The sequence below is a fragment of the Sphingobacteriales bacterium genome (genome assembly GCA_016711285.1).
Taxonomy (GTDB): Bacteria; Bacteroidota; Bacteroidia; order Chitinophagales; family UBA2359; genus JADJTG01.
Genome location: JADJTG010000007.1, coordinates 16,887 through 43,471 on the forward strand (window position 1 = coordinate 16,887; position 26,585 = coordinate 43,471).

Below are 26,585 nucleotides of genomic sequence, written 5' to 3' on the forward strand. Positions count from 1 at the left end.
TAAAATATCCAAATCGTCAATCATCATTTTACATGGAACAACACTTACACATTTTACAGAAAAAAGAAGCCGAAGCCCGCTTGGGGGGTGGTGAAAAACGCATCGCTTCGCAACATAAAAAAGGTAAGCTCAGTGCCCGCGAGCGCATTGAACTATTATTGGATAATGGTTCTTTTGAGGAAATTGGAATGTTGGTGACACATCGCAGCAACGATTTTGGTTTGGATAAAGAAAAATACCTCGGCGATGGGGTAGTAACTGGTTACGGCACGATCAACGGGCGCACAGTGTATGTATTTTCGCAGGATTTTACGGTATTCGGCGGCTCACTATCCGAAACCCACGCCGAAAAAATATGTAAAATTATGGATTTGGCGATGCGCAACGGCGCACCCGTCATCGGCTTAAACGACTCCGGCGGTGCGCGTATTCAGGAAGGGGTGGTGAGCTTGGGCGGCTATGCCGATATTTTTTACCGCAACACTTTGGCTTCAGGCGTTATTCCGCAAATTTCCCTCGTGATGGGTCCCTGCGCCGGCGGTGCGGTGTATTCTCCCGCCATCACCGATTTTATTATGATGGTCGAGCATACTTCGTATATGTTTGTAACTGGTCCGAATGTAGTAAAAACCGTGACCCACGAAGACGTAAGTTCTGATGAACTCGGTGGCGCACACGCACACGCCGCCAAATCGGGCGTAACACATTTTGCCTGTGCCAACGAAGTAGAAGCCTTGCAAACCCTCAAAAGCCTTTTGTCCTATATTCCTCAAAACTGCGAAGAAGAAGCTCCGCGTCTGCCTTATACCGCTTCTGATGAAAACCGTCCGACATTGCGCAATATTATCCCCGCCAACCCCAATCAGCCCTACGATATGCGCGAAGTGATAGAAGGTATAGTTGATGAGCAATCTTTTTTGGAAATTCATAAAGAATTTGCTGAAAATATTGTAGTCGGTTTTGCACGCATCGCGGGGCGCAGTGTGGGTATTGTAGGCAATCAGCCTATTCATTTAGCGGGTGTATTAGATATTAACTCTTCGCGCAAAGGTGCGCGTTTTGTGCGTTTTTGTGATGCTTTTAATATCCCGTTATTGGTGCTGGTGGACGTACCCGGCTTTTTGCCCGGCACAGATCAGGAGTGGCACGGCATCATCAGCAACGGAGCTAAATTACTCTATGCTTTTTGCGAAGCCACCGTACCAAAAATGACCGTTATCACGCGCAAAGCCTACGGCGGTGCTTATGACGTGATGAACAGCAAACATATCGGCGCAGACGTAAATTATGCCTGGCCTGCTGCCGAAATTGCCGTGATGGGCGCAAAGGGTGCAGCCGAGATTATCTTCAAGCGGGAAATAGAAACTGCTGAAAATCCTGAAGAAAAATTGCAAGAAAAAGTAGCAGAATATACCGAAAAATTCGCTAATCCCTACGGAGCGGCGGCACGCGGTTTTATTGATGCCGTCATTGACCCTGCCGAAACACGCCAACGACTTATTCGCGCTTTAGATATGCTGCAAACCAAGGCACTTTCTTTACCTCGCAAAAAACACGGAAATATCCCTTTATAAAAATAGAAAATCGCAACATTTTTTTATGAAATCTTTTATACAACGCATAGCTGTTGTTGTTTCTTTTTTATGTGCACTTTTCATTTTGTCCTGCAAACAGCAGCAGTCAGAAAAAAATACTTTTACCAATGATGCCCGCCCCCTTCACGAAGCGAGCCGTGTGTTGCTGGAAGCCGTAATGGAAGATGTATTTCCGCCAATAATAGCAGCGCGTGTATATGCTTATCCGCATTTGGCGGCTTATGAGCTATTGGCGGCTTCTTTTCCGCAAGAATACCAAACTTTGGGCGACCAGCTCAATGGCTTGCAAGGACCGCCGCCACCGCCCGAAAAAAACTACGATGCCCGTATTGCTGCCGTCACCGCTTTTTGTGAAACGGCTAAAAAATTAGCTTTTTCGGGCTACCTGATAGAAGAATGGCAACAAAAATTTATAGCAGCCGAACAACAAAAAGCGGTGAGCGAAGAGGTTTTGAATACCTCTGTTCGCTATGGTAGTGAAGTATCACAGCGCATTTTGGCTTGGGCGGCAAAAGACAATTATTTGGAGTCGCGGAGTTTTCCGCGCTATGTGATTTCCAAAACCGCCGGAGCTTGGAAACCCACTGCTCCCGATTATACCGATGCGCTCGAACCCCATTGGCACAGCCTGCGTCCGATGGCATTGGCGGCTGCAAGCGATGTGGTAGTAGAAGATGCTTTTCCGTACAGCACCGATAAAAATTCGGATTTTTACAGACAATCAATGGAGGTGTATCAATATTCTACACAATTGGATACCACCCACCGCGACATTGCCCGCTATTGGGACGACAATCCGAGTATTTCTACCAACAAAGGGCATTTGAGCGTTTTTGAACATCGTATTTCACCGGCGGGGCACTGGTTCAACATTGCGGCACAGGTGGCAAAAAATAAAAAAGCAGGCTTATTGGAAAGTGCAGAGGTATATGCGCGGCTTTCTATCGGCTTATTTGATGCTTTTTTGTCGTGTTGGTACGAAAAATACCGCACCAATGTTGTGCGTCCGCGCACTTATATCAACGAACTCATCGACAGCGACTGGAAACCCTACATTCAAACGCCTCCTTTTCCCGAACACCCCAGCGGACACAGTGTGATTTCGGGTACTGCTGCTGCCACCTTGTCGCGTATGTACGGAAAATCTACCGCTTTCACCGACTCAACCGAAGTGCTGTTTGGTTTTGCGCCGCGCAGTTTTTCTTCCTTTTTTGCTGCTGCCGACGAAGCCGCTATGAGCCGATTATACGGAGGTATTCATTATCGCCTTGCTATTGAAGCAGGTATCAAACAAGGAGTAGAGTTGGAGAGTATTGTTGCAAAGAAAATAGTGACAAAAAAAGCGGGTTATGGTGAAATAAAGTAAGAGAGGAAATATCTTTATTGACAGTAAATTTTTATTTTTTATGCAAAAAAAGCCGCATTTATCTTTTTGGCAAATCTGGAATATGAATTTCGGATTTTTAGGTATTCAGTTCGGGTGGGGGCTTCAAATGGCAAATATGAGTCCGATTTACCGCTATCTGGGCGCAAATCCCGATGAATTGCCGCTTTTGTGGTTGGCAGCTCCGCTCACCGGATTGTTGGTGCAGCCCATTATCGGCTACATGAGCGACCACACTTGGAATGTGCTGGGCAGACGAAAACCTTATTTTTTGGTTGGTGCTATTTTGGCTTCTTTGGGTTTAATACTGATGCCTAATTCTTCCACTCTTTGGATGGCGGCGGGCTTGTTGTGGATTTTAGATGCTTCTATCAACATTACGATGGAGCCGTTTCGTGCTTTTGTGGCAGATATGTTGCCCGAAGAGCAGCAGACCACCGGCTTTACGATGCAGAGTTTTTTATTGGTTTGGGGCGGTCATTGCTTCGGCGTTGCCCTTGGTTGCTGGCAAAAGTAGGCATTGCCGACAGTAGCAGCGATACCATTCCACTCACCGTAAAATACTCCTTTTATCTCGGAGCGATTGCTTTTTTGGGTGCGGTGTTTTACACTATTTTTACCACAAAAGAATACCCGCCCGCCGATGTGGAGGCTTTTCGCCGCGAACAACAAAACAGCAGTTTGGGCACTTCACTTGCCAAGGGTTTTTCCGAAATTGTGCATAATATTTTTCACATGCCGCCTACGATGAAACAGTTGGCATTGGTGCAGTTTTTACCTGGCCCGGATTGTTTTTGATGTGGTTTTATTTCGGCGATGCCGTAGCCACGCATATTTTCAAAGCCCCCGACCCGCAATCGCCACTCTACAAAGAAGGGGCAGCTTGGGGCGGATTGATGTTTGCGGTGTATTCGGCAGCTACTTTTTTATTTGCTTTTGTCTTAGAAAAAATCGCTCAGAACATCGGCAAAAAACGTACACACGCGCTGTGTTTGCTCTGTGGCGCGGTGGGTTTGTTTTCGGTGGGCTTTGTGGGCAGTGCCAACGGACTGATATTTTCCATGATAGGTGTGGGTATTGCGTGGGCGAGTATTTTATCAATGCCCTATGCAATGTTGGCTCCGGCGTTGCCTAAAGACAAAACGGGCGTTTTTATGGGAATTTTTAATTTTTTTATTGTTATCCCTGAAATTATTGCCGCACTTGCCTTCGGATTTGTGATGAAAAATATACTAAACGGCAATTCGCTGTCGGCGGTGATGCTCGGCGGTGCTTTGTTGGTGATAGCCGCCGTATTGACTTTGCTGGTGAAAGAAGTGCATTATTCCGAAGAAAGGAAATAAAAAACGCTTTGTTTTTATCAATCATCATATAGAAAAACGTTGCAATTATTGATTAAAAGTAAATTGATAATCAATAGTTGGCGTTAGATTATATTGCATATAGAAAAAAATACAATTATGAAAATAAGAGCAGCTTTGGCATTGATAGAAGACGAAAAAATATTGTTGATGGAATATGTGTATGACGGAAAAATAGTGTTGGCATTGCCCGGCGGCGGTGTAGAAAGCAGCGACAGCAGCCTGCGCCGCACCGTACAGCGCGAATGTATGGAGGAGTTGGGCATTTCGGTGGCGGTGAGTTCTTTGTTGGTTTGCGGCGAAGTTCAACTGCCTCAGAAAGAAGCGGTGCTGCATTGTATTTTTGGCGGAATACGTTTGCAGGGCGCACCTGTACTCAATCCCGAACACACTTCGGCGCAGCGCGTGGTGTGGTTGCCTGTGCAAGCGTTGGAGCAGGTGCATCTTTACCCGAATGTAGGTGCACACTTAGCGAACAGAACAGATATTCCGAATGTTGTTGTGTATTTGGGAAGAATTGAGCAACAGTGGCTATAAAAATGGAGTGGGGCGGGGGCAGCGGTTTTCATTCAGTTGCTCTTATATAATATCCTTTTTTATTGGGCAAAATCAACTTAAAAACAACAATACATTATTTAACCCTCAATTGGTATTTCTATGATTAATTTTGAAAAAATTTTCAGTAATAATGAAGCGTGGATTGCTGAAAAATTAACCAGAAACCCAGATTATTTTCGCAATTTATCCAAGGGGCAAAAGCCGGAAATTCTTTACATCGGTTGCAGCGACAGCCGCGTAACAGCCGAAGATTTGATGGGGGCAGAACCGGGGGAGGTATTTATTCATCGCAATATCGCCAATATGGTTATTTCTATTGACCTCAATGCCATGTCGGTGATAAATTATGCGGTGGATCATCTCAAAGTAAACCATGTTGTAGTATGTGGGCACTATGGTTGTGGCGGCGTAAAAGCGGCGATGCAGTCGGCTGATTTGGGTATCCTCAACCCTTGGTTGCGCAATATCCGCGATGTATATCGTATTCATCAAGATGAACTCGATGCCATAAAAGAGGAAGACCAACGCTATAATCGCCTTATAGAACTTAATGTGCAGGAACAATGTATTAATTTAGTAAAAACTGCCGTAATACAAAGAGCCTACAACGAAAGAAACTTGCAGGTACACGGCTGGGTATTTGATATTTATAGCGGTAAAATCATTGACTTAAAAATTGATTTTCCTAAACTTTTACAAAAAATAATGGAAATTTATAAAATCGTGTAATTGTACTTGGCATTTATATAAAAAAGCGGCGAATTCGGATATTGGATTCGCCGCTTTTTTATTTGCTTATATGGTTATATTATTTTTTTAGTGTCATTCCTAAATTATAAAATACAAAGCTCATAATATCGGTGTTTTCTTCTATATATTGTTGCGTAGATTTGCCGTAGCCGTGTCCGGCTTTGGTATCAATGCGGATAAGTACGGGATTATCACCTTGATGTGCGTGTTGCAGGGCTGCTGCAAATTTGTAGCTGTGTGCGGGTACTACGCGGTCGTCGTGGTCGGCGGTGGTCACCAAAGTAGCCGGATAGTGTGTTCCTTTTTTGAGATTATGCAAAGGCGAATATTTGAAAATATTGTTGAAATGCTCTTTTTCTGCCACAGAGCCGTATTCGCCAGCCCAAGCCCAGCCAATGGTAAATTTTTCGTAGCGCAACATATCCATCACGCCCACGGCGGGTAGTGCCACTTTAAAAAGTTCGGGGCGTTGAGCCATTGTAGCACCCACGAGCAAGCCGCCGTTGCTGCGACCCGAAATGGCAAGGCGTTGTGAATTGGTATATTTTTGGGCGATAAGATATTCGGCGGCGGCGATATAATCATCAAATACATTTTGTTTGTTGAGCAACATACCGCCTTTGTGCCACGCCTCGCCGTACTCGCTGCCGCCGCGCAAATTGGCAACGGCATATACGCCGCCATTTTCCAAAAACACTAATTTTGATACATCAAACTGAGGTTTTACCGAAATATTAAAGCCGCCGTAGGCATACAATAGCACCGGATTATTGCCATCTAAAACCACTCCTTTTTTGTGCGTAATGAGCATAGGAATTTTGGTGCCGTCTTTGGAAGGATAAAATACCTGCTTGCTTTCGTACTCATCAGGGTTGAATTTTGCCTGCGATTTGCGGTAAATTTCGGAAGTGCCGCTTTTCATATCATACCGAAAAATAGTGGACGGATAGATGTAGGAGGTGAAAGTATAAAATACTTCATCTTGGTCGTGTTTGGCATTGAGTGCGCCCACTGTGCCGGCTCCGGGCAATTCGACGGTATGAAGGCGCGAACCCTGATAATCATATACATACAAGCGGTCGCTTACATTTTCCATGTATTGTGCAATCATTTTACCGCCCGCCATATACACCGCCGCCAAGGGTTTGTCGCTTTCGGCGATGAGGGTTTTCCAGTTTTTTTCGGCGGGTGCGGCGGCGGCAACGCGCACCACTTTCTGGTTGGGTGCATTGCGGTCGGTGAGGAGCAACAAATCATCACCGTCATTGCCCACTACATTCACGTTGCTTTTAAAATCTTCAATAATGGGTGTAAAACCCTGTTTCCACGCATCACTGCGGGCTACATACAACATATTGTATTCGGTGGCTTCGGATACTGAAATCAGCAAGTAGCGTTCGTCATCGGTGAGGTATGCGCCAAAAGTACGCAAAGGGTGTTTTTGGTCTTCATACACCAGCACATCTTGCGTCTGCTCCATATCGCCTACTTTATGGTAATAAATTTTGCAAAATTCATTTTTATCGGAGAGTTCTTTTCCGGCTTTCGGCGCGTTGATAGCGGCTGTAAAAAAAGCCGTTTCCATACCAAGCCATTCCCGAAAATTTAATATCGGTGAGGTGGTCGGGCAAGCGCGTATTGTGCTCGGCATCTATGATGCGTACTTCGCGCCAGTCGGAGCCGCCCTGCGAAACAGAAAAAGCAAAATAACGTCCGTCTTTTGAAAAAGACCATTCTGCCATAGAAGTAGTGCCATCTTTGGAAAGGATATTGGGGTCAAAAAATACTTCTTCCGTACCTGCCAAGCCTTTTTTGCGGTACATAATGCTTTGCGGTTGCAAGCCGTTATTTTTGAAATAATAGTAATAAGCACCTGCTTTGTGCGGGGCTGATTCTTTCGGAAAATTCCACACTTCGGTCATACGTTCTTTCATAGCTGCCCGAAAGGGGATTTTATCCAAATACGAAAAAGTAACTTTATTTTGGGCTTCTACCCAATTTTTGGTTTCGTTGCTGTTTTCGTCTTCAAGCCAACGATAGGGGTCGGTGACAGCAGTGCCGAAGTAGTCGTCTTTTACGGTTTCATCGCGGCGTGCGGCGGGATAGCGGAGGCTGTCAGTGCTTGGTGTTTGTGCCATAGTTGCCACTTGCAACAACGAAAAATTTAACAGGGTGCAAAGGAGATATTTCATACGATTTTATATGATAATAAATATAAATATTTTTTTGTCCGTAAAAAAATAAATGATGTGTAAATGTGTAGAAAGCTATTGCTTTCTTTTACTACTGTTTCATTATCAAAGTATTATACAGATTTTTTCCTTGTTTGTTTTTAATCTGCACATGATACACACCCACCGGATAAGCAGCAGTGTATATAATGGTTTGTGTTGTTTGCAAAGGCAATATAGCCATTATTTTTCCTTCCATGTTGGTGAGTTGTATATACATTTCATCGGCGGAAAAAGGGCTGTGCTGCGGAGTTTGTATGTTTACATATACTTTATCGCTGCTGATGGTGGGCGATATTTGTATGTTTAAATCCAAATCGGGGAGCAAGCCGCTGATAGCACCGGAGTCTGCCACTGCAAAGCGGTCAAAAGCGGCTTCTACCAAATGCCCCGGGTCGCTGTCGGCGGTATATGCTTCGATGTGCATGGTGGCGGTGGGTGTTAAAAAGTCTTTGATGCGCACCTGATGCGCCACCCACATACTTTGCGCTGTGTTGCTATGGGCGATGTACAAAGTTTTTGTTTCAGAGCCGTTGGAAAGGCGTATTTGCAAAGAGTCGTTGGGCTGAGTACCCTGACCGCCGCCGTTGGCAAACCAAGTTTTAAAAGAAAGATGCGGGTCGTTGTAAGTGCTTAAATCAAAAACGGGCGAAGTGAGCAAAGTAAAACCATTGTCCAAATCATCGGCACTTACTACATCGGCACCATTGCCGGTGGTGTAGCAAACCGTTCCGAAATCATCGTCTGCATCTACATTCGGATTAAAATAATTGTTCGTGTTGCTTTGTGTGCCTACGGGTGTTTCGCGCTCCCACTTACCCGAAGTAGCATCGCCGCTGATACTCCAGCCATAATCAAACAAAAAGTCGTCATAATAACCTTTTGTTAATTGTATCACCGGAAAAGAAGTGGTGCTTTCTTCAAAAATGATGGCTTCGCTGTGAGTGTTGTAGCCCCATTTGCCCGCCCATACCGACCATTCCTGCATTTCCGTAAAATAAAACATCGCTTCGCCGTTGGTATTGGAGGTGGAGCTTTGTTCGCGGTTGCCGTTGCTGATATAAACTTGTGCCCCTTCTACGGGTTCAAAATTTTCATCAACTACTTTTAATTTGCCATAAAATGCGCCGGGTGCTTCAAGTGCTATTTCTAAAATATTTTGTTCGCCTGTTTTTACGATTGCCTCTGCCAGCACCGTTTCGTAGTTGTCTTTGCTGATGCTCACAATGAGGGTATCATCTTGCAAAAACCCAAATTTTGCTTTTCCGAACACATCGGTTATTTTGTTCATGTCTTCTTCCGCAATATCCACAGTAGCACCGAAAAGCGGCGCATTGTTGAAAACATCTTTTACCTGTACAATTAAATTAGCGGCTTTTTTGTAGGTGGGTTTCAGCACATATAAGCCGAGTTCCATATCCGAAGCCACAATAGTACCCGAAGGGAAATAAGCATACACGCCCCAAGCACCGTTAAATCCATCGCCTTCCCATTGCGGCGAAGTATCAAATTTTCCCACTTCCACCAAATTGTCGGGATAGGTGGCATCGTGAATGGTGACACCATCGCGGTAATAAGAAGTTACTAAAAAATCTGTATTTACTACATAAGTGTTGTGCGGTATTACACCCGACCCCGGGCTAGTTTGTATTTGGTCAATACGTTTGATGTCACTTAAATCGCTCACATCATAGGCATCAATAAAAGCACCGCTTACTTCGTCTGTGGTAAATAAATATTTGCCATTGTCGGAGAGCCAGCAATTATGCGAAAAATTGCTGGAAGTAGCAAATTCGGCGAGCAGTTGGGAGTTGTTTTTATCGCTTACATCAAATACGGCTACTGTGCCATTGTTGATTTGCGCCGCCCACAGGGTGTCGTTGCGCACAAAGCCGTCGTGGATATATTTGTAATCGTGAACACCGACCACAGTAGGGTTCATCGGGTCTTGTTTTAAATCCAGAATAATGGCACCGTCTGTCATTTGCGAGCAGCCGAACAAATAAGCAAAACCGCCTGCTTCGTCAATAAAAAGAGTGTGGCATTGAGTGAGTGTTTCGCCGTCGGGCAGATTTGTCCAAAAAACGTGGGAGATGGTATCGGGGGCTTTGGTCAAATCCAAAATCAACAAGCCCTCGCCCGCTTCATCGTCCACCATATAAGCATATTGACCATAGCTTTTGGGTTCGCGCCACAAGGAATTAGCACCGGGTACTACATAAATTTCCTGCGGATTGTAGGGGTCGGTGACATCAACAATGGCAGTACCCAGATTTAAACCCGCAATGACATACTCGCGCCCGTTTTCATCGGTAAGTCCCCAGAGGTTGCTCATTCCCGAAAATACACCATTTAGATAAAAGGGGTGAAAAGCGGTTTTTTCTATATTATAATCTTGCGCCCACAAGGTAGTGCTTAACAAAAGCGTAAAACAGATATATACGCGATAAAAAAATTTCATAAAAACTATTTTAATAAAATAAAAGAAGTGAAGTGTGAATAAAATGTTTTTTATTTAAAGGTTGCAATATTAATGATAAATATGCGGATATTTAAAATATACTGATGTATTGACATAAATTGACAGATAAAACAAATCGTCAGGGCATATCAATTATCGGTTTTATTTAGAGCAACAGGAAAAACAAAACTGATTGCCAAGGTATTTTGAGAATAAACTAAACTTATAGATTAAATATTATCTTTGTTGTTGAGATATTACAGATGCACATGCAAGAAAACGCAAAATTAATGATACTCACAGGCAGTTTGGTACTGCTGCTGGGCATTGTTTTTTATTTTTTTGGCGAAAAACTCTCGTGGATAGGTCGCTTGCCGGGGGATTTTCGTTACGAACGGGATAATTTTAGTTTTTATTTTCCGCTTACAACCCTGCTACTACTATCGCTGCTCATCAATATATTGTTGCGTTTATTTCGTAAATTTTTTTAGTTTTTTTACATTCAATTTTATCACCGCACATTTTGTGAAACTGCATTTTAAACAATACGGCGACCGCCACACCAACAGGGGACATCTCATTATTTTGCACGGATTATTGGGTATGTTAGACAATTGGCAACTGATAACCAAAGATATAGCTGCTGCAGGATTTTGTGTGTGGGCGGTAGATTTGCGCAATCACGGCAAATCGCCGCACAGCGAAGAAATGACGCAAGCAGCGATGGCGCACGATATTTGGGAACTGATGCAAGCACAGCAAATTCCGAAAGCCGCACTTTTGGGGCACTCTATGGGTGGCAAAGTGGCGATGCTGTTTGCCGTTCATTATCCCGAATACACACAAGCACTGATAGTAGCGGATATTGCTCCAAAACCTTACCCCGACCGCCACGATTATGTTTTCAAAGCACTGCTCAGTGTAGATTTGGCACAGCTGACCCAACGCAAAGCCGCAGAAGCGCAATTGCAGCAATATATTACCAACACCGACGAATTGTTGTTTTTGTTGAAGAATTTAGAGCGCACCCCGCAGGACAATTATCGCTGGAAAGCCAATGTGCCGCTGCTTCAAAAAGAATACAGAAATATAGTGGAAAATCCTCTGTCGCCTTACGATGAATACGGCGGTGCGGTGTTGTTTATCAAAGGCGGCAACTCGGCGCAATACATTGTTGCCGAGGAAGATATGCCCGTTATTTTGCATCATTTTCCGCGTGCCGAATTAGTGGAAGTGGCGGGAGCTTCGCACTGGGTACACGCCGATGCCCCGCAGATTTTTACACAAGTTGTGCTTGATTTTTTATGCCGTCAGGTATCATAAATAAAGATATAATTGCTTCATTATTTAAAAAAAAACGCACTTTTCTTTTTACATCATTAAAAACCAAAAACATTCAAAACGCTTATTGCTAATTGATTATGCACACGATTATAGGAAAATACAAAAGAGCCATCATTCAAATATCTACACCACAAGGCAATGGAACAGGATTTTATATCGCCGAATATCATCTTATTATCAGCAATTATCATGTTGTAAAAGGGAATGCCGAAGTGGTAATAAACGGCGATGATTTTCCGGCGACTTTGGTACACGTTCTGTATTACGACCCTTTGTACGATTTGGCATTTATAGAAGTGCCCGCCGATATTGATGTCCAACTTCCTACCATAGAATTGGCACCCGACAACAACATGAAAGAAGGGGAGCGGGTGCTGGCATTCGGACACCCCTACGACTTAAAATTTACGGCGACACAAGGCAGTATTTCCAAAGCCAAACGATTGTTCAACGGATTAAATTATGTGCAGATAGACGCAGCCATTAATCCCGGAAATAGCGGTGGTCCTTTGGTTAAATGCGGAGGGGCAGGTTATCGGAGTCAATACTTTTATCATTCAAAACGGCGATAATCTGGGTTTTGCCTTACCCGTAGATTATTTGCGCCTGTGCTTGCAGGAATACAAAAATTTAGCCGCCTCGAAGCCGCCCAACGCTGCGAATCTTGTAGTAATTTGGTGCTGTTGAGCGAAGTACACGATGATTATTGCCCGCATTGCGGCTCTAAGATAGAGTTTCCGAAAATCAACGATTATCAAGTGGCGGGCATTGCTCGTCTGATAGAGGATATTTTGTCGGGGATAGGAAAAGATGTGCGGCTGGCGCGGCGGGGTTTGTATCAATGGCACTTAAAACAAGGCACTGCCCGTATAGAAATCAGCTATTCCGAAAGCAGCAATTTTATCATCGGCGATGCGCGTTTGTGTCGGTTGCCACGCCAAAACATTGTGCATTTATATGAGTATCTTTTGCGACAAAATAGCGAGTTGGAAGGACTTTTTTTTAGTGTAGAGCAACAGCATATTCTATTGTCGTTTATTATTTTTGATAAATATCTCAACCGTCAAAGCGGCACTACGCTTATTTCCGATTTGCTTAAAAAGTCGGATTATTACGATGATATTTTAGTAGAAAAATATGGTGCGCAGTGGCTGCAAGAAGCCGAATAAGTATTGATGAAAAATTAAATAAAATAAGTATTAATATTTTGAAATTCAGTAAATTATATTTTATATAAAATAAAAATATTTTTTACAAAAAAAATCAATTCACCCAGTTTTTGATTTCCTGCTCTATGTGCTGTACGCGCACGGCGAGGTTAAATTTATTTTGCAGGTGCTGTGCGAGGCGGTCGGCGCAATACACCGAGCGGTGCTGCCCGCCGGTGCAGCCGAAACACACCATCAAATTACTGAAACCCCGCGCCATGTAGTTTTGCGCCGATTGATCGACGAGACGAAACACCGGCTGCAAAAACTCTTCCACCGAACATTCGCGCTCTAAATACTCTATCACGCAGGTATCTTTGCCCGTAAAGTGCCGATACTCCGCTTTTCGCCCGGGATTGAGTATGCTGCGACAATCAAACACAAAGCCGCCGCCATTTCCCGAAGGGTCGTCGGGAATGCCGCGCTTGTACGAAAAACTGTAAATGCTCACACACAAAGCCGAAGCGGGCGGCTCGGCTACGCCCATTTTTCGCAATACTTTGTCGGCGGCTAATTGCTCCAGCACTTTTTGCAAAGTCGGAAAAGTATGCTCCAAAGGAACTTGTTGGAGCAGCCACGCCAGATTATCCAAAGCCGGCGGAATACTCTGTAAAAAATGGCTTTTGCGCTCAAATAATCCGCGCAAGCCATAAGCACCGAGTGTTTGGAATAAGCGAAAATACACATACCCATAGTAGCGTTTTTTGAAAGAGGCGGTATCTAAGGGAAGGTATTGTTGCATTTCGGCGATATAAAAATCCAAAAGGCGGGCGCGAGTATGTTCGGGAATTTCGGCTTTCGCCTGAAACAGCAAAGAAGCTACGTCATATTGCAATGCACCTTTTCTACCACCCTGATAATCAATAAAATACGGCTCGTTATTGAACAACATAATATTTCGGCTCTGAAAATCTCGATGCACAAAATAATCATTATCGCCCTCCAAAAGCCAATCGGCAAAGCGTTCAAAATCGTTTTCTAAGGCTTGTTCGTCAAAAGGAATATGAGCAAATTTGAGAAAATAATATTTAAAATAATTCAAATCCCACAAAATCGCCTGTCGGTCGAAGCAACTTTTGGGGTAATAAGCGGAGTCGGGCAGTTTTTCGGCGGCTTTGCGCTGAATAGTAATGAGGCTGCGCAGCACTTGCTCATATAAAGGGATAAAATCATCGGTAAAAGCTGCGCCGTTTTGCTGTTTGGAAGCGGTGAGCAGGGAGTACAAACTCGTATCGCCCAAATCCTCCACCAAATACGCCGAAGCATCAGGAGCACAGGCGAATATATGCGGCACGGGCAGCCCTTGTGCGTTGAAATGTTCGGTCATGGTGATATAAGCCTTATTTTCGCGGTGGTCGGCGTTGATAACACCGAGAACGTGTGTGCCATTTTCGGCAAAAATCCTGAAATAGCGGCGCGGCGAACCAGACGAAGGCAGTGCTACGGCTTTGAGCAAAGGGCTGTTGCTCCATTGCTGAAACAATTGTTGTAAACCAAAATCTAAAGGGCTGATAAGCATGAGACAATGAACCTGTTTAAACTACTTTTATGATGTTTTTGCAAAATAAAGAAAGTTTGAGTAATTTTTTTCTATAATTATATTAAAGTGGTCGGGTACTTTCAAAAGCGAGGTTTTGGTAAGGATAGAAAAGCATTGTACAAAAAAGGGGTTAAAGCCTCATTCGGGCAGCGATAAAAATTATTTTAGCTAAATATGATAACTTGTTTTTTTATGCTGTTTCTTGTTTTTTACCAGGGTAATTTCCCTTTCTTCCATAACCAAAACATCATAATATCAAACAATATAGTTAGTCCAATAATTGCGAATCCCATTTGTTTTTTAAACCCATTGCGAATAAAACAGGAAACTCCTTCGTGGTCAATAAACTGAGCAAATCTATTCAATTCATCTTCTATGGCATCAGGTGTTTCGTAATAATAAATGTCGATTTTATCACCAACTTTCAAATCGTCAAGTGTCTTTTGGGTTGGTTCGCTGTTGGATTTATAGATTTCAAAAATATATGGATAGGAGTTAATTTTTAAGTACCGAAAATCCTCTTTGTCTCTTACTGGAAGATGCTGAAATTTCTTGTCAAAATATTCAATTATTCCTGTTGCCTTGTCATATTCATTCTTGTTTTTGGAGTTATTTAAAACCATAAAAACCAGCTACAAAAAATATAATGGAAACGAAGATTGTCTTACGAACATTTGAGGGGCTTGGAATCATGATTATTTTTTTATTTTAGTATGTACGTGCCAAAAAGGGCATAAATCTTGTTTGCAGAATAAAGATACACGATTTTTATCTCAAAAAAACTTTCTGCCGCCTTGTATGTTGATACAAAATAAATAGCGAATTTTGTGCAATAATACACAACTATATGATAAACAACGAAACTGCTGCACCAAGCGTGCGCAAAATTGTGAGCCTTTATACCGAAGCTACTCCTAATCCCGAAACCATGAAATTTGTGGCAAATTATATGCTTTTTCCGCAAAACAGCATTGATTTTCCGAGTCGCGACAGCCATCTTGAAGCATCGCCATTGGCGCAGGAATTGTTTGGTTTGCCTTTTGTGAAAGGAGTTTTTATTGCCAATAATTTTGTCACCGTCACCAAAGAAGCCGGTAACGACTGGTTTGAGTTGATTCCTACGATTAAAGAGTTGCTCAAAAATTTTGTCGCCGCCGACCACGCCGCCGTATTGCCCGACAAAATCGTATCCGCCGCCGCCGACTCTGCCGTGCGCACCGCCTACGACAACGAAGCAGCGCAGGGCGACAGCGAAACAGTGGTACGCATCAAAGAATTATTGAAAAAATACGTACAGCCCGCCGTTGAAATGGACGGAGGTGCTATCATTTTCCGAAAATTTGAAAACGGAATCCTCACACTCGGTATGCAGGGAGCTTGTAGCGGCTGCCCTTCTTCTTCGGTTACGCTCAAAGCCGGCATCGAAGGTTTGATGCGTCGCATGCTGCCCGAAGTGCAGGAAGTAGTGGCAGAGGCTTTATAAAGCAAATATAACCCGACAAAAAACAAATCGCCCTGAAAAATTCGCAAACTTTTCAGGGCGATTTGTTATATAAAAAAAGAAATTTCGCTGATTTATATCATTAAAATATTGAGCAATAATAAAAAACTATTATCCCAAAGCACTGCGGATAGTACCGATAAAATGAGGCACCACCGAAGGAACAACAGCAATCGTAAACAACAATCCATACACTGCCCCGAAAAAATGAGCATCGTGCCCGATACCGTCAGCATCTTGACGCGAAGCGTAATACTCGTAGCCCAAATACAACGCACCGAAAATAACTGCCGGAATAGCAATAGGAATAAACATTATATATACTCCCTGCAAAGGGTCAAATAAAATGAAGGAAAATAATATCGCCGCCACCGCTCCCGATGCTCCCAAAGCACGGTAAGCGGTATTATTTCGCTCGCGAAGGTAGGACGGATAAGAGGAAGCCACCAAAGCACTGAGATACAATATAATATAAGCCGCTTTTCCATAAGCGAAAGATTGTATAAAATATTGCTCCACCTGCGAACCGAAAGAAAACAGCACAAACATATTAATGAGTAAATGACCCAAGCTGCCGTGCAAAAAACCCGAAGAAATAAAACGATGCCATTCGCCGGATTTTCGCGCCATCAGGTAGGGGTATAGAATAAATTTTTGCAGTAAATTTTGATTAGAGAAAGCCAACAACGACACTACGGCAGTAATAATAATTAGTATCAAAGTAATGCTCAACATAAAAAAAGACGAGTTTTTTTGAAATAAAAATGCCAAGATAAGGCGATATAGACAAAAATAGCGTTAATTTTATGTGTTACTTTGAAAAAAACATTTTATGGCAGACCATTATCCTACTATTTCGCTCATTATTCCCAGTTTTAATCAGGGAAAATATCTAGAAGCTACTTTGCAATCGGTATGGCAGCAGCAATACCCGAATTTGGAGTGTATTGTGGTGGACGGCGGCAGCACAGACGAAACCATCAGTATTTTGCAGCGATATGCCCGATATTTTAAACATTTGATTATCGAAAAAGACGGCGGACAGTCGGAGGCTATCAACAAGGGTTTGCGGCTGGCAAGCGGCGACCTCGTGAATTGGCTCAACAGCGATGATTTATTGTACGAAGGAGCTTTGATGCGAGTAGCGCAATGGTACAATACCTCACAACGCCACGAAATATTATGTTACGGTGGAACGGTGGAGTTCGGCGACCACATCAGAAATCGCCTGCGTTTTGGACACACACAAGGGCTGCCGCACCGCTATTTTGCGGGGAGTTGTTTTCCTCAGCCGACGGCATTTTTCAAGCGCGAAGCTCTGGCAACACTCGGCGGTTTAGATGAGGATTTGCATTTTACAATGGATTTTGATTGGTATGTACGGCTTTTTTTGCAATACGACTTTGCTCCTTTGAAACATTTGCTTTCGTGGACTCGTTTTCACCCAGAAGCCAAAACAGTAGGCAGATTCAATGAGTATGCAAGCCGACCGCAACCGCATTTTTCGCAACTATTGCACAGCTTACCCCACACAAAATTATATACAACAACTGCAGCATTTTCAGTTGTATCAGTCGCCCGCAAGTACCTACATCGTCTGCAAAACATTCAGCCCTGAAGACATTGAGCAGATATTTTTACTTTTTCTTACCGATACCGCTATTTTTAAACTCCTCAATTACGATACTGCCTCCTGCCGTCAGATTATTCTTATCTTGAATAAAAATAAAGACTTTTATCGCTGTTTTCAACTGTATAAACTGAATTGCCTGCACACCTCAACGGCAAACTGAGGCGGTATTTTTAAAATATTGCACTTAAATTTTTATGCTTGCTCCTTGCAATATATCTTTGCGGCTCCTTAATTTATATAGGCTGAATAAAAATACACGCTTATCGGTTTTATGAAAACTTCTTTTAAAAAAATAATTGGATTTTTGATATTACTGCTGCTGCTGTTGGCAGGTGTGGCTTTTTTTATGGGCTATCGCCTGTTGTACGCGCCCAATACACATACTTCGGATAGCAAGCCGCAGTCTTTGTATGTGCCGCGCAACAGCACTTTTGAAACTTTAATGGATAGCTTGGAGCGCAAGCAATTATTAAAAGATGAAAAGTCTTTTCGCCGCCTCGCCCGCCTGATGAAATTTGACAGCAACGTGAAGTCGGGGCATTATCTCATTGCCGATGCGATGAGCAATCGCTCCCTTATCCAAAAATTGCGCAGCGGCAGTCAGGATCCCGTGTCGCTCACCCTCGACCATATCCGCAGCCTAAGCGATTGGAGCAAAGCAGTAGCAGCACAAACAGACATCAATGCCGCCACACTCGACAGCCTTTTACAAGACAGCCTTTTTTTGGCAACTACTTATCAGCGCACCCCTGACAATGTTATGACGATGCTCATACCCAACACCTACGAAATATATTGGAATATATCGCCCAATAAATTGTTGGATAAAATGCAGGGTGTGTATGAGAAATTCTGGACAAAGGAGCGTCTGCAAAAAGCAGAAAATCAAAAAATGACCCAAATGGAAGTGCTTACGCTCGCATCTATTGTAGAAGAAGAAGCCTACCACAACGAAGAAAAAGAAAAAATAGCCGGTGTATATCTGAATCGCTTGCGCAAAGGCTGGCCCTTGCAAGCCGACCCCACCGTCCGCTTTGCCGTAGGCAATTTTGACCTCAAGCGCATCACTTCGGAGCACCTTTCCATTGATTCGCCCTACAATACTTATAAATACGCCGGATTGCCGCCCACGCCCATTCGTTTTCCTTCGCAGCGCGCCATTGATGCCGTACTCAACGCCGAAGAACACGACTATTATTTTTTCTGTGCCAAAGAAGATTTTTCAATGTATCACAACTTTGCCACCACTTATGATGAGCATATCCTCAATGCACAGCGTTATCGCCGTGCTTTGGACAGCAAAAATATACGTTAGAATCGCACTTATCAGGCAGGTGTTGTTTTTTTTATCCCCTTTATTTTATAGCAAAATATTGAAAAAACAACCTATATTTGTGGCAGTACGGGTGGAATATAGATGGTTTCGGCATACAATTTGATTTTTACCGACACAATACATACTTTTACCGACTTAATTTTTTAGCTAAAAAAGTGTGAAGTACATTTGTGATGTTCATTTGATTTATTCATTTTAATAAATTCAAAATTATCGCATTTAACAGATACCTCTTTTTGTAAGCTAATTAATTTATTCTTAAACATTTTAAAAAAAACATTTTAAAAAATGCGCAAATTATTGTTTGTAAGCTTAATTGCTTCTGTAGCATTTATGTCTTCTTGCCAAAAAGAGGAGTTTAGCGGTCAAAGTTTAGCAGCTGCCGCTGTTGCCGATTATTCAACTTCTGAAGTTGGTAAAAAAGCAACCCCGATTGATATAGCCACTTTGCCGGCTGCTGTTACGGATTATATTACTGCCAACTATGCCGGTACAACTATCCAGCATGCAGCAGTTACGGATGACGGCAGCTATATCGTAGCCGTATCTGCCGGAACAGGTAAACCGACTATTTTGATTTTTGATGCCAACGGTGTTTTTGTAGAAGAAGGCAAACCACACGGCAACGGACAAGGCAATGGCGGCAACCACCCTCCAAAACCTACTCCGATTGATGTAGCTACTTTGCCGACAGCTGTTACAGATTATGTAGCTGCCAATTATGCAGGTGCTACTGTTGAACACGCCGCAGTTACTGATAATGGAAACTTTATAGTAGCAGTATCTACCGGAACAGGTAAACCGACTATTTTGGTTTTTGATGCCAACGGCGTTTTCTTACAAGAGGGCAAACCACATTTCGGTGGTGGCAACGGACAAGGCAATGGCGGCAACCACCCTCCAAAACCTACTCCGATTGATGTAACTACCTTGCCGGCAGCCGTTACAGACTATGTAGCTGCCAATTATGCAGGTGCTACGGTTTCAAATGCAGCAGTTGCCGATAACGGAAACTTTATCGTAGCCGTATCTACCGGAACAGGCAAACCGACTATTTTGATTTTTGATGCCAACGGCGTTTTCTTACAAGAAGGCAAACCACACTTTGGCGGTGCTAACCACCCAAAGCCTACTCCGATTGATATAGCTACTTTGCCCGCTACCGTTACAGATTATGTAGCTGCCAACTATGCAGGAAGCACTATTGACAAAGCCGGTGTTACAGAAGCAGGTGAATATGTAGTAGTAGTGGTAGATAGCGAAGGCAAAAAAAACAGTATTGTTGTTTGGTGCTGACGGTACTTTTATCAAAGAATTGAAAAAGGACATTAATCATCATTTTTGATGTAAATAATAATATTAGGATTTTATATCCAAACCCGCCGATGGTTGAAATAACTATCGGCGGTTTTTTTTATTGCCTTTGACAATTTTAATTGCGGCTGTTTTGAAAATTGACTTTGATATTTTGGTGGTACTAAACTTTGAATGATAATCATATTAGAATAAATCGTCAATAAATGAGCGTTGGCATTTGCAATTAATTAAATATAAGAATTTTCTAAAACCCCTAATAGATTAACAAATGAGATATTGGGAGGGGAAACAAAGTTGGCAGTAAGATACAAAAAAGGAATTTTTATCGCTACTTTTGTGTTTTCGTTGCATATCATTGCAACACATACAACAAAAAAAAACAATTCAACGCTTGTGAGCGACAATATTATTTTTCATCCGCAATTACAAGTATGCCAAACGCAAGTGGCAACTATTTTCCGCCATTTGCGCCGCATTACACAAAATATAGGCAATGAAGCGATGAGCCGCACCGTAGAAGATATTGCTTCCAAACTCGGCGAGCCTTTTTTGTTTGTGATTGTAGGCGAAGTGAAAGCGGGAAAAAGCAGTTTTATCAATGCGCTGTTGGGGACGGGCAAGGATATATGCAAAGTAGCTCCCGACCCCTGCACCGATACTGTGCAGCAAATTGTATATGGAGCGCAGGAAGAAACTTTTTCTATTACGCCGCACCTCAAAAAAATAACGCTGCCCGTAGAAATCCTCAAACACATCGCTATTGTGGATACGCCGGGTACGAACACCATTTCGGCACAACATCAGGAAATTACGGAGCGTTTTGTGCCGCACAGCGACCTCATCGTTTTTGTATTTGAAGCCAAAAATCCTTATCGCCAGTCGGCGTGGGAGTTTTTTGATTTTATTCATCAGGAGTGGCACAAAAAAGTGATTTTTGTATTGCAGCAAGCCGATTTGATGAACCCCGACGACTTGGAAATCAACCGGCAGGGCGTTATCAAACAGGCACAAAGCAAGGGCATCGCCGACCCGAAAGTATTTGCGGTATCGGCAAAAATGGAACAGGAGGGCTACGCACTCCATAGCGGTTTTCAGGCTTTGCGTGCTTATATTTACGACAATATCACGGGCGGCAACAGCTACAAAATGAAGTTGGAGAGCAATATTGCCACGGGCAAGCGCATTCTAAACTCGGTGGAAGACGGCATTGCTGTGCGCCGCCAACAATGGCAAGCCGACCAACAATTTCGCAACGAAATCCACAGTGCTATGGACGAGCAGGAGCAAAAATCGTATCAGCGCATTGATGAAATGGTGAAAGATTTATTGCAGGATTACGACCGCATCACCACCAACACGCGCCACGAATTTGCCGAAGGTCTAAATTTTTTCAGTTTGGCAGGTCGTTCTTTTAAATCTTTGTTTTCGTCGAATGAGCAGAGCGTGAAAGAGTGGCTCGGTGACCTGACGCGCCGTATGGAAAAAGAATTGCAAAATAATTTTCAGGCGAAATTAGAAAGCCGTATGACGGATATTTCGGAGAGCATCAAGCAGATGGTGAAAATAGTGGAATTGAAGATGCAAACCACAAAAACGGTACTTACGCCCAACCACGAAATTTTTGGCGATATTGCCGAAAAACGCCAAGATGCCATCAAAGCCATTCAGCGCAATTACACGCAATTTGTGAGCGAAACGGAAAATTTTGTGGACAAACAATTGTTTCCGACCGCATCCAATTACGCGCCCAACATTGCGGCGGGCGGCGGCTTGGCATTGGTGGGTGCTATCCTCACCGCCTCATCAAAAGCGATGGTATTTGATGTAACCGGTGGTATTATTACGGCGTTGGGTTTGTCGCTGGCAGGAGCTACTTTGTTGTTTCAACGCCGCAAAGTACTCCATGCTTTTGATGCCGAAATTACAAAAGGGCGCAACGCTTTAAAAATGGTGCTCGACGAACAGGTAAAAGAATATACCCGCAAAATAAAAATGCGTTTAGACCATAATTTTGACCCTTTGGATATTCATTTAAAACAAGAAAGCGAAAGTTTGGCTAATTTGGAACAGGAAGTAAAAACGATAGAAGAAAACATGCTGCAAGCCAACGATTGTTTGATGCAATCTTTGGTATAAAAAAAACAAGCAGAATGAAGTAATTAAAAATGAATATAAAAAGGTGTTGCTTGTATGATAGAAATAAAAAACATAAGAAAATCATTTGACGATAAAGAAGTGCTGAAAGGCATCAGCACTATTTTTGAAGCCGGAAAAACCAGCCTGATTATTGGGGCGAGCGGTTCAGGAAAAACCGTATTTATGAAATGTATGATAGGCTTGTTGTCGCCGGATTCGGGCGATATACTGTATAGCGGCAGGTCGTTGGCAAAAATCAACAAAAATGAAAAAAAACAACTTCGCCAAGAAATCGGCATGTTGTTTCAAGGCTCTGCCTTATTTGATTCGCTCACGGTGGAGCAAAATGTGATGTTTCCTTTGGAAATGTTTACCGAAATGACGTACAGCGAAAAATTGGAGCGCGTAAACCATGTGCTGCAACGGGTAAATTTGGTCAATGCGAACCACAAGTTTCCCTCAGAAATCAGTGGCGGTATGATGAAGCGGGTGGGTATCGCCCGCGCCATCGTGATGCAGCCCAAATACCTGTTTTGTGACGAGCCCAACTCCGGTCTTGACCCGCAAACCGCCATCACCATAGACGAACTCATCAGCGAAATAACCCACGAATTTGGTATCACCACCATCGTCAATACCCACGATATGAACTCGGTAATGAGCATGGGCGAAAAAATCCTGTTTTTGTGGAAAGGCGAAAAACACTGGGAAGGCAGCAACAAAGAAGTATTGCACAGCGATGATGAAGAGTTGGAAAACTTTATTTTTGCCAGTGATTTTCTCAAACAACTCAAAAAAGGGGTGGTGTTATAAAAAAATAAAATAAGACAGATTTGTCGCCTGGCCTGTTATTTGTTGTAGCCAATAAGTTTGTTATACCTCATTGTAGGCGCGCGACACCAAAACAATAGACAATATGATAAATGAAGTAAAAATTATTGGCGCGATGAAAAACATAATGTAGAAAGAAACAATAGAATTTTACTGACCGACAGAATAAAAAAAATAAAATATAAAAATTAAAAAATATGAAACCTTGTCCAATTTGTAAATCACAATATGGTTACTCAATAGGAAACGAGTTATATAATTGTCCTGATTGTGGAAATGAGTGGAATCCCGATGAAGTCATTGAACAACCAGAACGCGAAAAAATTTTTGATTCCAATGGCAATGAACTCCAAAACGGAGATAGTGTAGTTGTGATAAAAAATCTACCTGTAAAAGGTTCTTCTAAACCTATTAAAGCAGGAACAAAAGTTAAAAATATCCGATTAAACTTTAATAGTGACCATAACATTGATTGTAAGATTGATGAGTTTGGCTCAATGGCGTTAAAATCCGAATTTGTTCGAAAGGCATAGAGCATTATAAACAGCCTATACGAATGAATGAATCTTTTTTATTTATACTATTTTGCTAGCAAAAAACAAATATTATTTTTTTAGCAGTATTTAGTGCATAAAAAGTTGTACCTTTGCACCCTGCCCACGAATAACAAGGCAAGTTGTAAGCCTTTTGTAGGTAATTATACTAAAATCGTCCGACAAATACACGACAAACGAATTATTTTAGTATCAGTATTATTATTTTCCCCGCTGCTTCAGACCATACAACATCTTTCCAGCTTACATATTTTAAAATTTATAATGGCATTTAACAAATTAGAAATTGTTGCCCCTATTTTGAGGGCATTACATCAAGAAGGATATATCGCACCAACTCCCATTCAGGCACAAGCCATACCACTGATTTTGGAAGGAAAAGATTTATTGGGTTGCGCGCAAACAGGCACCGGAAAAACAGCCGCTTTTGCCATACCCATACTACAATTGATATACACAAAAAAAACGACCAGCAAACATATCCATACTTTGATACTGACCCCTACCCGAGAATTGGCAGTACAAATAGGAAAAAGTTTTGAAGCTTACGGAAAACATACCAAAATTACACAGGCTGTGATTTTTGGTGGAGTGTCGCAAGCACCTCAAACCAATTTGATAAAACGCGGTGTTGATGTTCTCATCGCAACCCCCGGTCGTTTATTAGATTTAATGAAACAGGGTTTTATTGATTTGGCACAGATTGAAATGTTTGTTTTAGATGAGGCAGACAGAATGTTGGATATGGGATTTGTGAATGATGTAAAAAAAATAATTACAAAATTACCCGAAAACCGCCAAACGCTCTTTTTTAGTGCCACCATGCCCCCCGAAATACAAAGCCTGGCGAATCAATTATTAAAAAACCCTTCAAAAGTTGAAGTAACACCCGTTTCAAGTACCGTTGATACCATTGCACAGAGCTTGTATTATGTAAATAAAGTGGATAAATCTGGTTTATTATTGCATCTGTTGGAGGATATTGCTATAAAAACAGCCTTGGTGTTTACAAAAACAAAACATGGAGCAGACAAAATAGTAAAAATATTGCGAAAAGCAAATATTGAATCCGCAGCAATACATGGCAATAAATCTCAAAATGCCCGACAACAGGCTCTGACCAATTTTAAAACAGGGGATATAAGGGTATTGGTAGCTACGGATATTGCGGCTCGTGGTATTGATATAGATAAATTATCGCATGTTATCAATTTTGAACTACCCAATGTGCCCGAAACTTATGTGCATAGAATTGGCAGAACCGGACGTGCAGGTAATACAGGAATTGCTATTTCTTTTTGTGATATGGAAGAGAGGGGCGAATTGAAGGATATTCAAAAAGTAATTGCTAAAAGCATACCCGTAATCGCAGAACATCCATTTAGTAAAAATGTAACAACGCTTCCGCTTGTCGGCAATGCCGCACAGCCGTCTGCTCAAAGGCAGGCAAGTGGACAAAAAAGTCGTAATTATCATTTTTCCTCAAAAAGAAGAAATAGAACGAGTGTGTAATAGAGATTAGGGCTATAATGGAACAATGTAAATTGATTTTGTTTCGGTACTTATAGCTTTATAAAAAAATATAGCGCAAAATACACCCTTTACAGAGAGACTTTTTAATGAAAGTCTCTCTGTATTATTTTATGCCATTCTCAAAATCTGAAATACGCTTCCGTATATGCTGCGGCACAGTAACAGAGATTTGTTGCTCATAATCAAAGCACACCATAATCGTGCTGCCATCGGCAATGAGTTGTAGCTGCTGCTGTGCATCGGGGGCAGTAATGGCATACTGCAACTCAAAACTTTTATTACCTATATGCGAACAACGCAGCGCGATTTGTGCCGTTTGCACAAAAAACAAAGGGCGGCGGTAATTCACGGTTGCTTTCGCCAAAATCAAACCGTCTTTTTTCCAGTCCCATTGGCAGGCGGCGGCAAAATAACCCACCCGTGCTTCTTCAAAATAAGTGAGATAAACGGCATTGTTGGCGTGTCCCAACTCATCTAAATCGCTCCAACGCATTGCCAAAGGCTGCTGATAGCGAAACAAAGAAAAATCAATCTGGCTCATATATACACAAAGGTATAACTGTTTTTTTTATAAAAGAACCGAAACCTTTGTCCGGTACTTTCTACAAAAATGTTTTTTTATTACTACATTTGCCTCCTTATATAGATTGGTTTTTTTTATACACAGTTCATATTTTTTATTCAACTATGCTCATCATCGGAATAGCGGGCGGCTCAGGCTCCGGAAAAACAACAGTAGTACGCCGTATCGTGGAACGGCTGCCTGCCGACCAAGTAGTCGTGATACCGCAGGATAATTACTACCGCGACAATAGCCACCTGCCTTTGGAAGAGCGCAGAATGCTCAATTACGACCACCCTTCCGCCATCGAATTTAATTTGCTGATAGAGCACCTGAAAAAAATCAAAAAAGGCGAAAGCATAGAAATGCCACTGTATTCGTACATCACCCATGCACGCCTGCCCGAAACCATTTCTATATCGCCGAAATCAGTGATTATTGTGGAGGGGATTATGTTGTTTGTAGAAGAAAAATTGCGAAAATTATTGGATATTAAAGTATTCGTACACGCCGACTCCGACGACCGCCTTATGCGCCGTATTCGCCGTGATACTGCCGAGCGCGGGCGCGATTTGTCCGAAACCCTCAATCAATACGCCGAAACGGTGCAACCGATGCACCTCCAATTCATTGAACCCACTAAACGCTACGCCGACATTATTTTGCCCATGGGCGGACAAAATGATGTAGCGATTGATATGTTGGTGGCGCGTATCAATATGAAATTGCAGCAAGATCATTAAATCGTTT

Annotated in this window: 22 protein-coding genes and 2 pseudogenes; 18 read left to right on the forward strand and 6 right to left on the reverse strand. The window is 42.5% G+C overall.

Translation table 11 applies throughout. The features are described from left to right. The first annotated feature begins 32 nt into the window (after positions 1-32). The 5 genes and pseudogenes from IPL35_04865 to IPL35_04885 all read left to right on the forward strand — a co-directional run bounded on the left by IPL35_04865 (position 33) and on the right by IPL35_04885 (position 5,627). Entirely contained in the window at positions 33-1,574 is a 1,542-nt protein-coding gene (locus IPL35_04865) for an acyl-CoA carboxylase subunit beta (protein ID MBK8442771.1), read from the forward strand. A gap of 25 nt (positions 1,575-1,599) precedes the next feature. Beyond that, positions 1,600-2,961, forward strand: coding sequence for a vanadium-dependent haloperoxidase (locus tag IPL35_04870; GenBank protein ID MBK8442772.1), 1,362 nt, complete (start codon positions 1,600-1,602; stop codon positions 2,959-2,961). A 40-nt stretch (positions 2,962-3,001) separates the two neighbouring features. Continuing rightward, positions 3,002-4,322, forward strand: a pseudogene (locus IPL35_04875) (MFS transporter). A 117-nt stretch (positions 4,323-4,439) separates the two neighbouring features. Next, complete coding sequence (locus IPL35_04880; GenBank protein ID MBK8442773.1) at positions 4,440-4,877, forward strand: NUDIX domain-containing protein; 438 nt, start codon at positions 4,440-4,442, stop codon at positions 4,875-4,877. Positions 4,878-5,000: 123 nt separating this feature from the next. Continuing rightward, positions 5,001-5,627, forward strand: coding sequence for a carbonic anhydrase (locus IPL35_04885; protein ID MBK8442774.1), 627 nt, complete (start codon positions 5,001-5,003; stop codon positions 5,625-5,627). A 79-nt stretch (positions 5,628-5,706) separates the two neighbouring features. On the opposite strand, the pseudogene IPL35_04890 reads toward IPL35_04885, so the two are convergent. Together IPL35_04890 and IPL35_04895 are read right to left on the reverse strand one after the other, a co-directional pair. Next, positions 5,707-7,840 (reverse strand): annotated as a pseudogene (locus tag IPL35_04890) (S9 family peptidase). A gap of 91 nt (positions 7,841-7,931) precedes the next feature. Further along, positions 7,932-10,340 (reverse strand): choice-of-anchor B family protein, encoded by a 2,409-nt coding sequence (locus tag IPL35_04895; protein MBK8442775.1) that lies wholly within the window; start codon positions 10,338-10,340, stop codon positions 7,932-7,934. A gap of 269 nt (positions 10,341-10,609) precedes the next feature. Between IPL35_04895 and IPL35_04900 the strand changes: the two genes are divergently transcribed. The 4 genes from IPL35_04900 (at position 10,610) to IPL35_04915 (ending at position 12,853) form a co-directional block, all read left to right on the forward strand. After that, complete coding sequence (locus IPL35_04900) at positions 10,610-10,831, forward strand: DUF2905 domain-containing protein (protein MBK8442776.1); 222 nt, start codon at positions 10,610-10,612, stop codon at positions 10,829-10,831. Between the two features lie 34 nt (positions 10,832-10,865). Then, a complete protein-coding gene (locus IPL35_04905; protein MBK8442777.1) occupies positions 10,866-11,663 on the forward strand; it encodes an alpha/beta fold hydrolase in 798 nt (265 codons plus the stop codon). A 98-nt stretch (positions 11,664-11,761) separates the two neighbouring features. Then, positions 11,762-12,256 (forward strand): trypsin-like peptidase domain-containing protein, encoded by a 495-nt coding sequence (locus IPL35_04910; GenBank protein ID MBK8442778.1) that lies wholly within the window; start codon positions 11,762-11,764, stop codon positions 12,254-12,256. A gap of 36 nt (positions 12,257-12,292) precedes the next feature. Further along, positions 12,293-12,853, forward strand: coding sequence for a hypothetical protein (locus IPL35_04915; GenBank protein MBK8442779.1), 561 nt, complete (start codon positions 12,293-12,295; stop codon positions 12,851-12,853). 94 nt (positions 12,854-12,947) lie between these two features. On the opposite strand, the gene IPL35_04920 is transcribed toward IPL35_04915, so the two are convergent. Both IPL35_04920 and IPL35_04925 read right to left on the reverse strand, forming a co-directional pair. Continuing rightward, positions 12,948-14,411 (reverse strand): phosphotransferase, encoded by a 1,464-nt coding sequence (locus IPL35_04920; protein ID MBK8442780.1) that lies wholly within the window; start codon positions 14,409-14,411, stop codon positions 12,948-12,950. Between the two features lie 230 nt (positions 14,412-14,641). After that, positions 14,642-15,055 carry a hypothetical protein gene (locus IPL35_04925; protein ID MBK8442781.1) on the reverse strand — a complete coding sequence of 138 codons (414 nt, stop codon included), beginning with the start codon at positions 15,053-15,055 and terminating at the stop codon, positions 14,642-14,644. A 224-nt stretch (positions 15,056-15,279) separates the two neighbouring features. On the opposite strand from IPL35_04925, the gene IPL35_04930 reads away from it, so the two are divergent. After that, positions 15,280-15,915, forward strand: coding sequence for a NifU family protein (locus IPL35_04930; GenBank protein MBK8442782.1), 636 nt, complete (start codon positions 15,280-15,282; stop codon positions 15,913-15,915). A gap of 129 nt (positions 15,916-16,044) precedes the next feature. Here IPL35_04930 and IPL35_04935 read toward each other — a convergent pair whose 3' ends face one another. Beyond that, entirely contained in the window at positions 16,045-16,668 is a 624-nt protein-coding gene (locus tag IPL35_04935) for a rhomboid family intramembrane serine protease (protein ID MBK8442783.1), read from the reverse strand. A 97-nt stretch (positions 16,669-16,765) separates the two neighbouring features. Between IPL35_04935 and IPL35_04940 the strand changes: the two genes are divergently transcribed. The 7 genes from IPL35_04940 (at position 16,766) to IPL35_04970 (ending at position 25,252) form a co-directional block, all read left to right on the forward strand. Continuing rightward, the gene (locus tag IPL35_04940) at positions 16,766-17,551 is read left to right on the forward strand and encodes a glycosyltransferase (protein ID MBK8442784.1); all 786 of its coding nucleotides are present in this window, start codon (positions 16,766-16,768) and stop codon (positions 17,549-17,551) included. A gap of 286 nt (positions 17,552-17,837) precedes the next feature. Next, entirely contained in the window at positions 17,838-18,881 is a 1,044-nt protein-coding gene (gene mltG / locus IPL35_04945) for an endolytic transglycosylase MltG (protein ID MBK8442785.1), read from the forward strand. A gap of 309 nt (positions 18,882-19,190) precedes the next feature. After that, entirely contained in the window at positions 19,191-20,198 is a 1,008-nt protein-coding gene (locus IPL35_04950; protein MBK8442786.1) for a PepSY-like domain-containing protein, read from the forward strand. A 414-nt stretch (positions 20,199-20,612) separates the two neighbouring features. Further along, positions 20,613-22,355 (forward strand): dynamin family protein, encoded by a 1,743-nt coding sequence (locus IPL35_04955; protein ID MBK8442787.1) that lies wholly within the window; start codon positions 20,613-20,615, stop codon positions 22,353-22,355. 54 nt (positions 22,356-22,409) lie between these two features. Next, positions 22,410-23,168: an ATP-binding cassette domain-containing protein gene (locus IPL35_04960; protein MBK8442788.1), complete on the forward strand. Its 759-nt coding sequence runs from the start codon at positions 22,410-22,412 to the stop codon at positions 23,166-23,168. Between the two features lie 215 nt (positions 23,169-23,383). Continuing rightward, on the forward strand, positions 23,384-23,719 hold the full coding sequence (locus IPL35_04965; GenBank protein ID MBK8442789.1) for an alkylphosphonate utilization protein: 336 nt from the start codon (positions 23,384-23,386) through the stop codon (positions 23,717-23,719). Between the two features lie 285 nt (positions 23,720-24,004). After that, on the forward strand, positions 24,005-25,252 hold the full coding sequence (locus tag IPL35_04970) for a DEAD/DEAH box helicase (GenBank protein MBK8442790.1): 1,248 nt from the start codon (positions 24,005-24,007) through the stop codon (positions 25,250-25,252). A gap of 124 nt (positions 25,253-25,376) precedes the next feature. On the opposite strand, the gene IPL35_04975 is transcribed toward IPL35_04970, so the two are convergent. Next, entirely contained in the window at positions 25,377-25,814 is a 438-nt protein-coding gene (locus IPL35_04975) for an acyl-CoA thioesterase (protein ID MBK8442791.1), read from the reverse strand. Positions 25,815-25,960: 146 nt separating this feature from the next. Here IPL35_04975 and udk point away from each other — a divergent pair, with 146 nt between their 5' ends. Next, on the forward strand, positions 25,961-26,578 hold the full coding sequence (gene udk, locus IPL35_04980) for a uridine kinase (protein ID MBK8442792.1): 618 nt from the start codon (positions 25,961-25,963) through the stop codon (positions 26,576-26,578). The last annotated feature ends 7 nt before the right edge of the window (positions 26,579-26,585 follow it).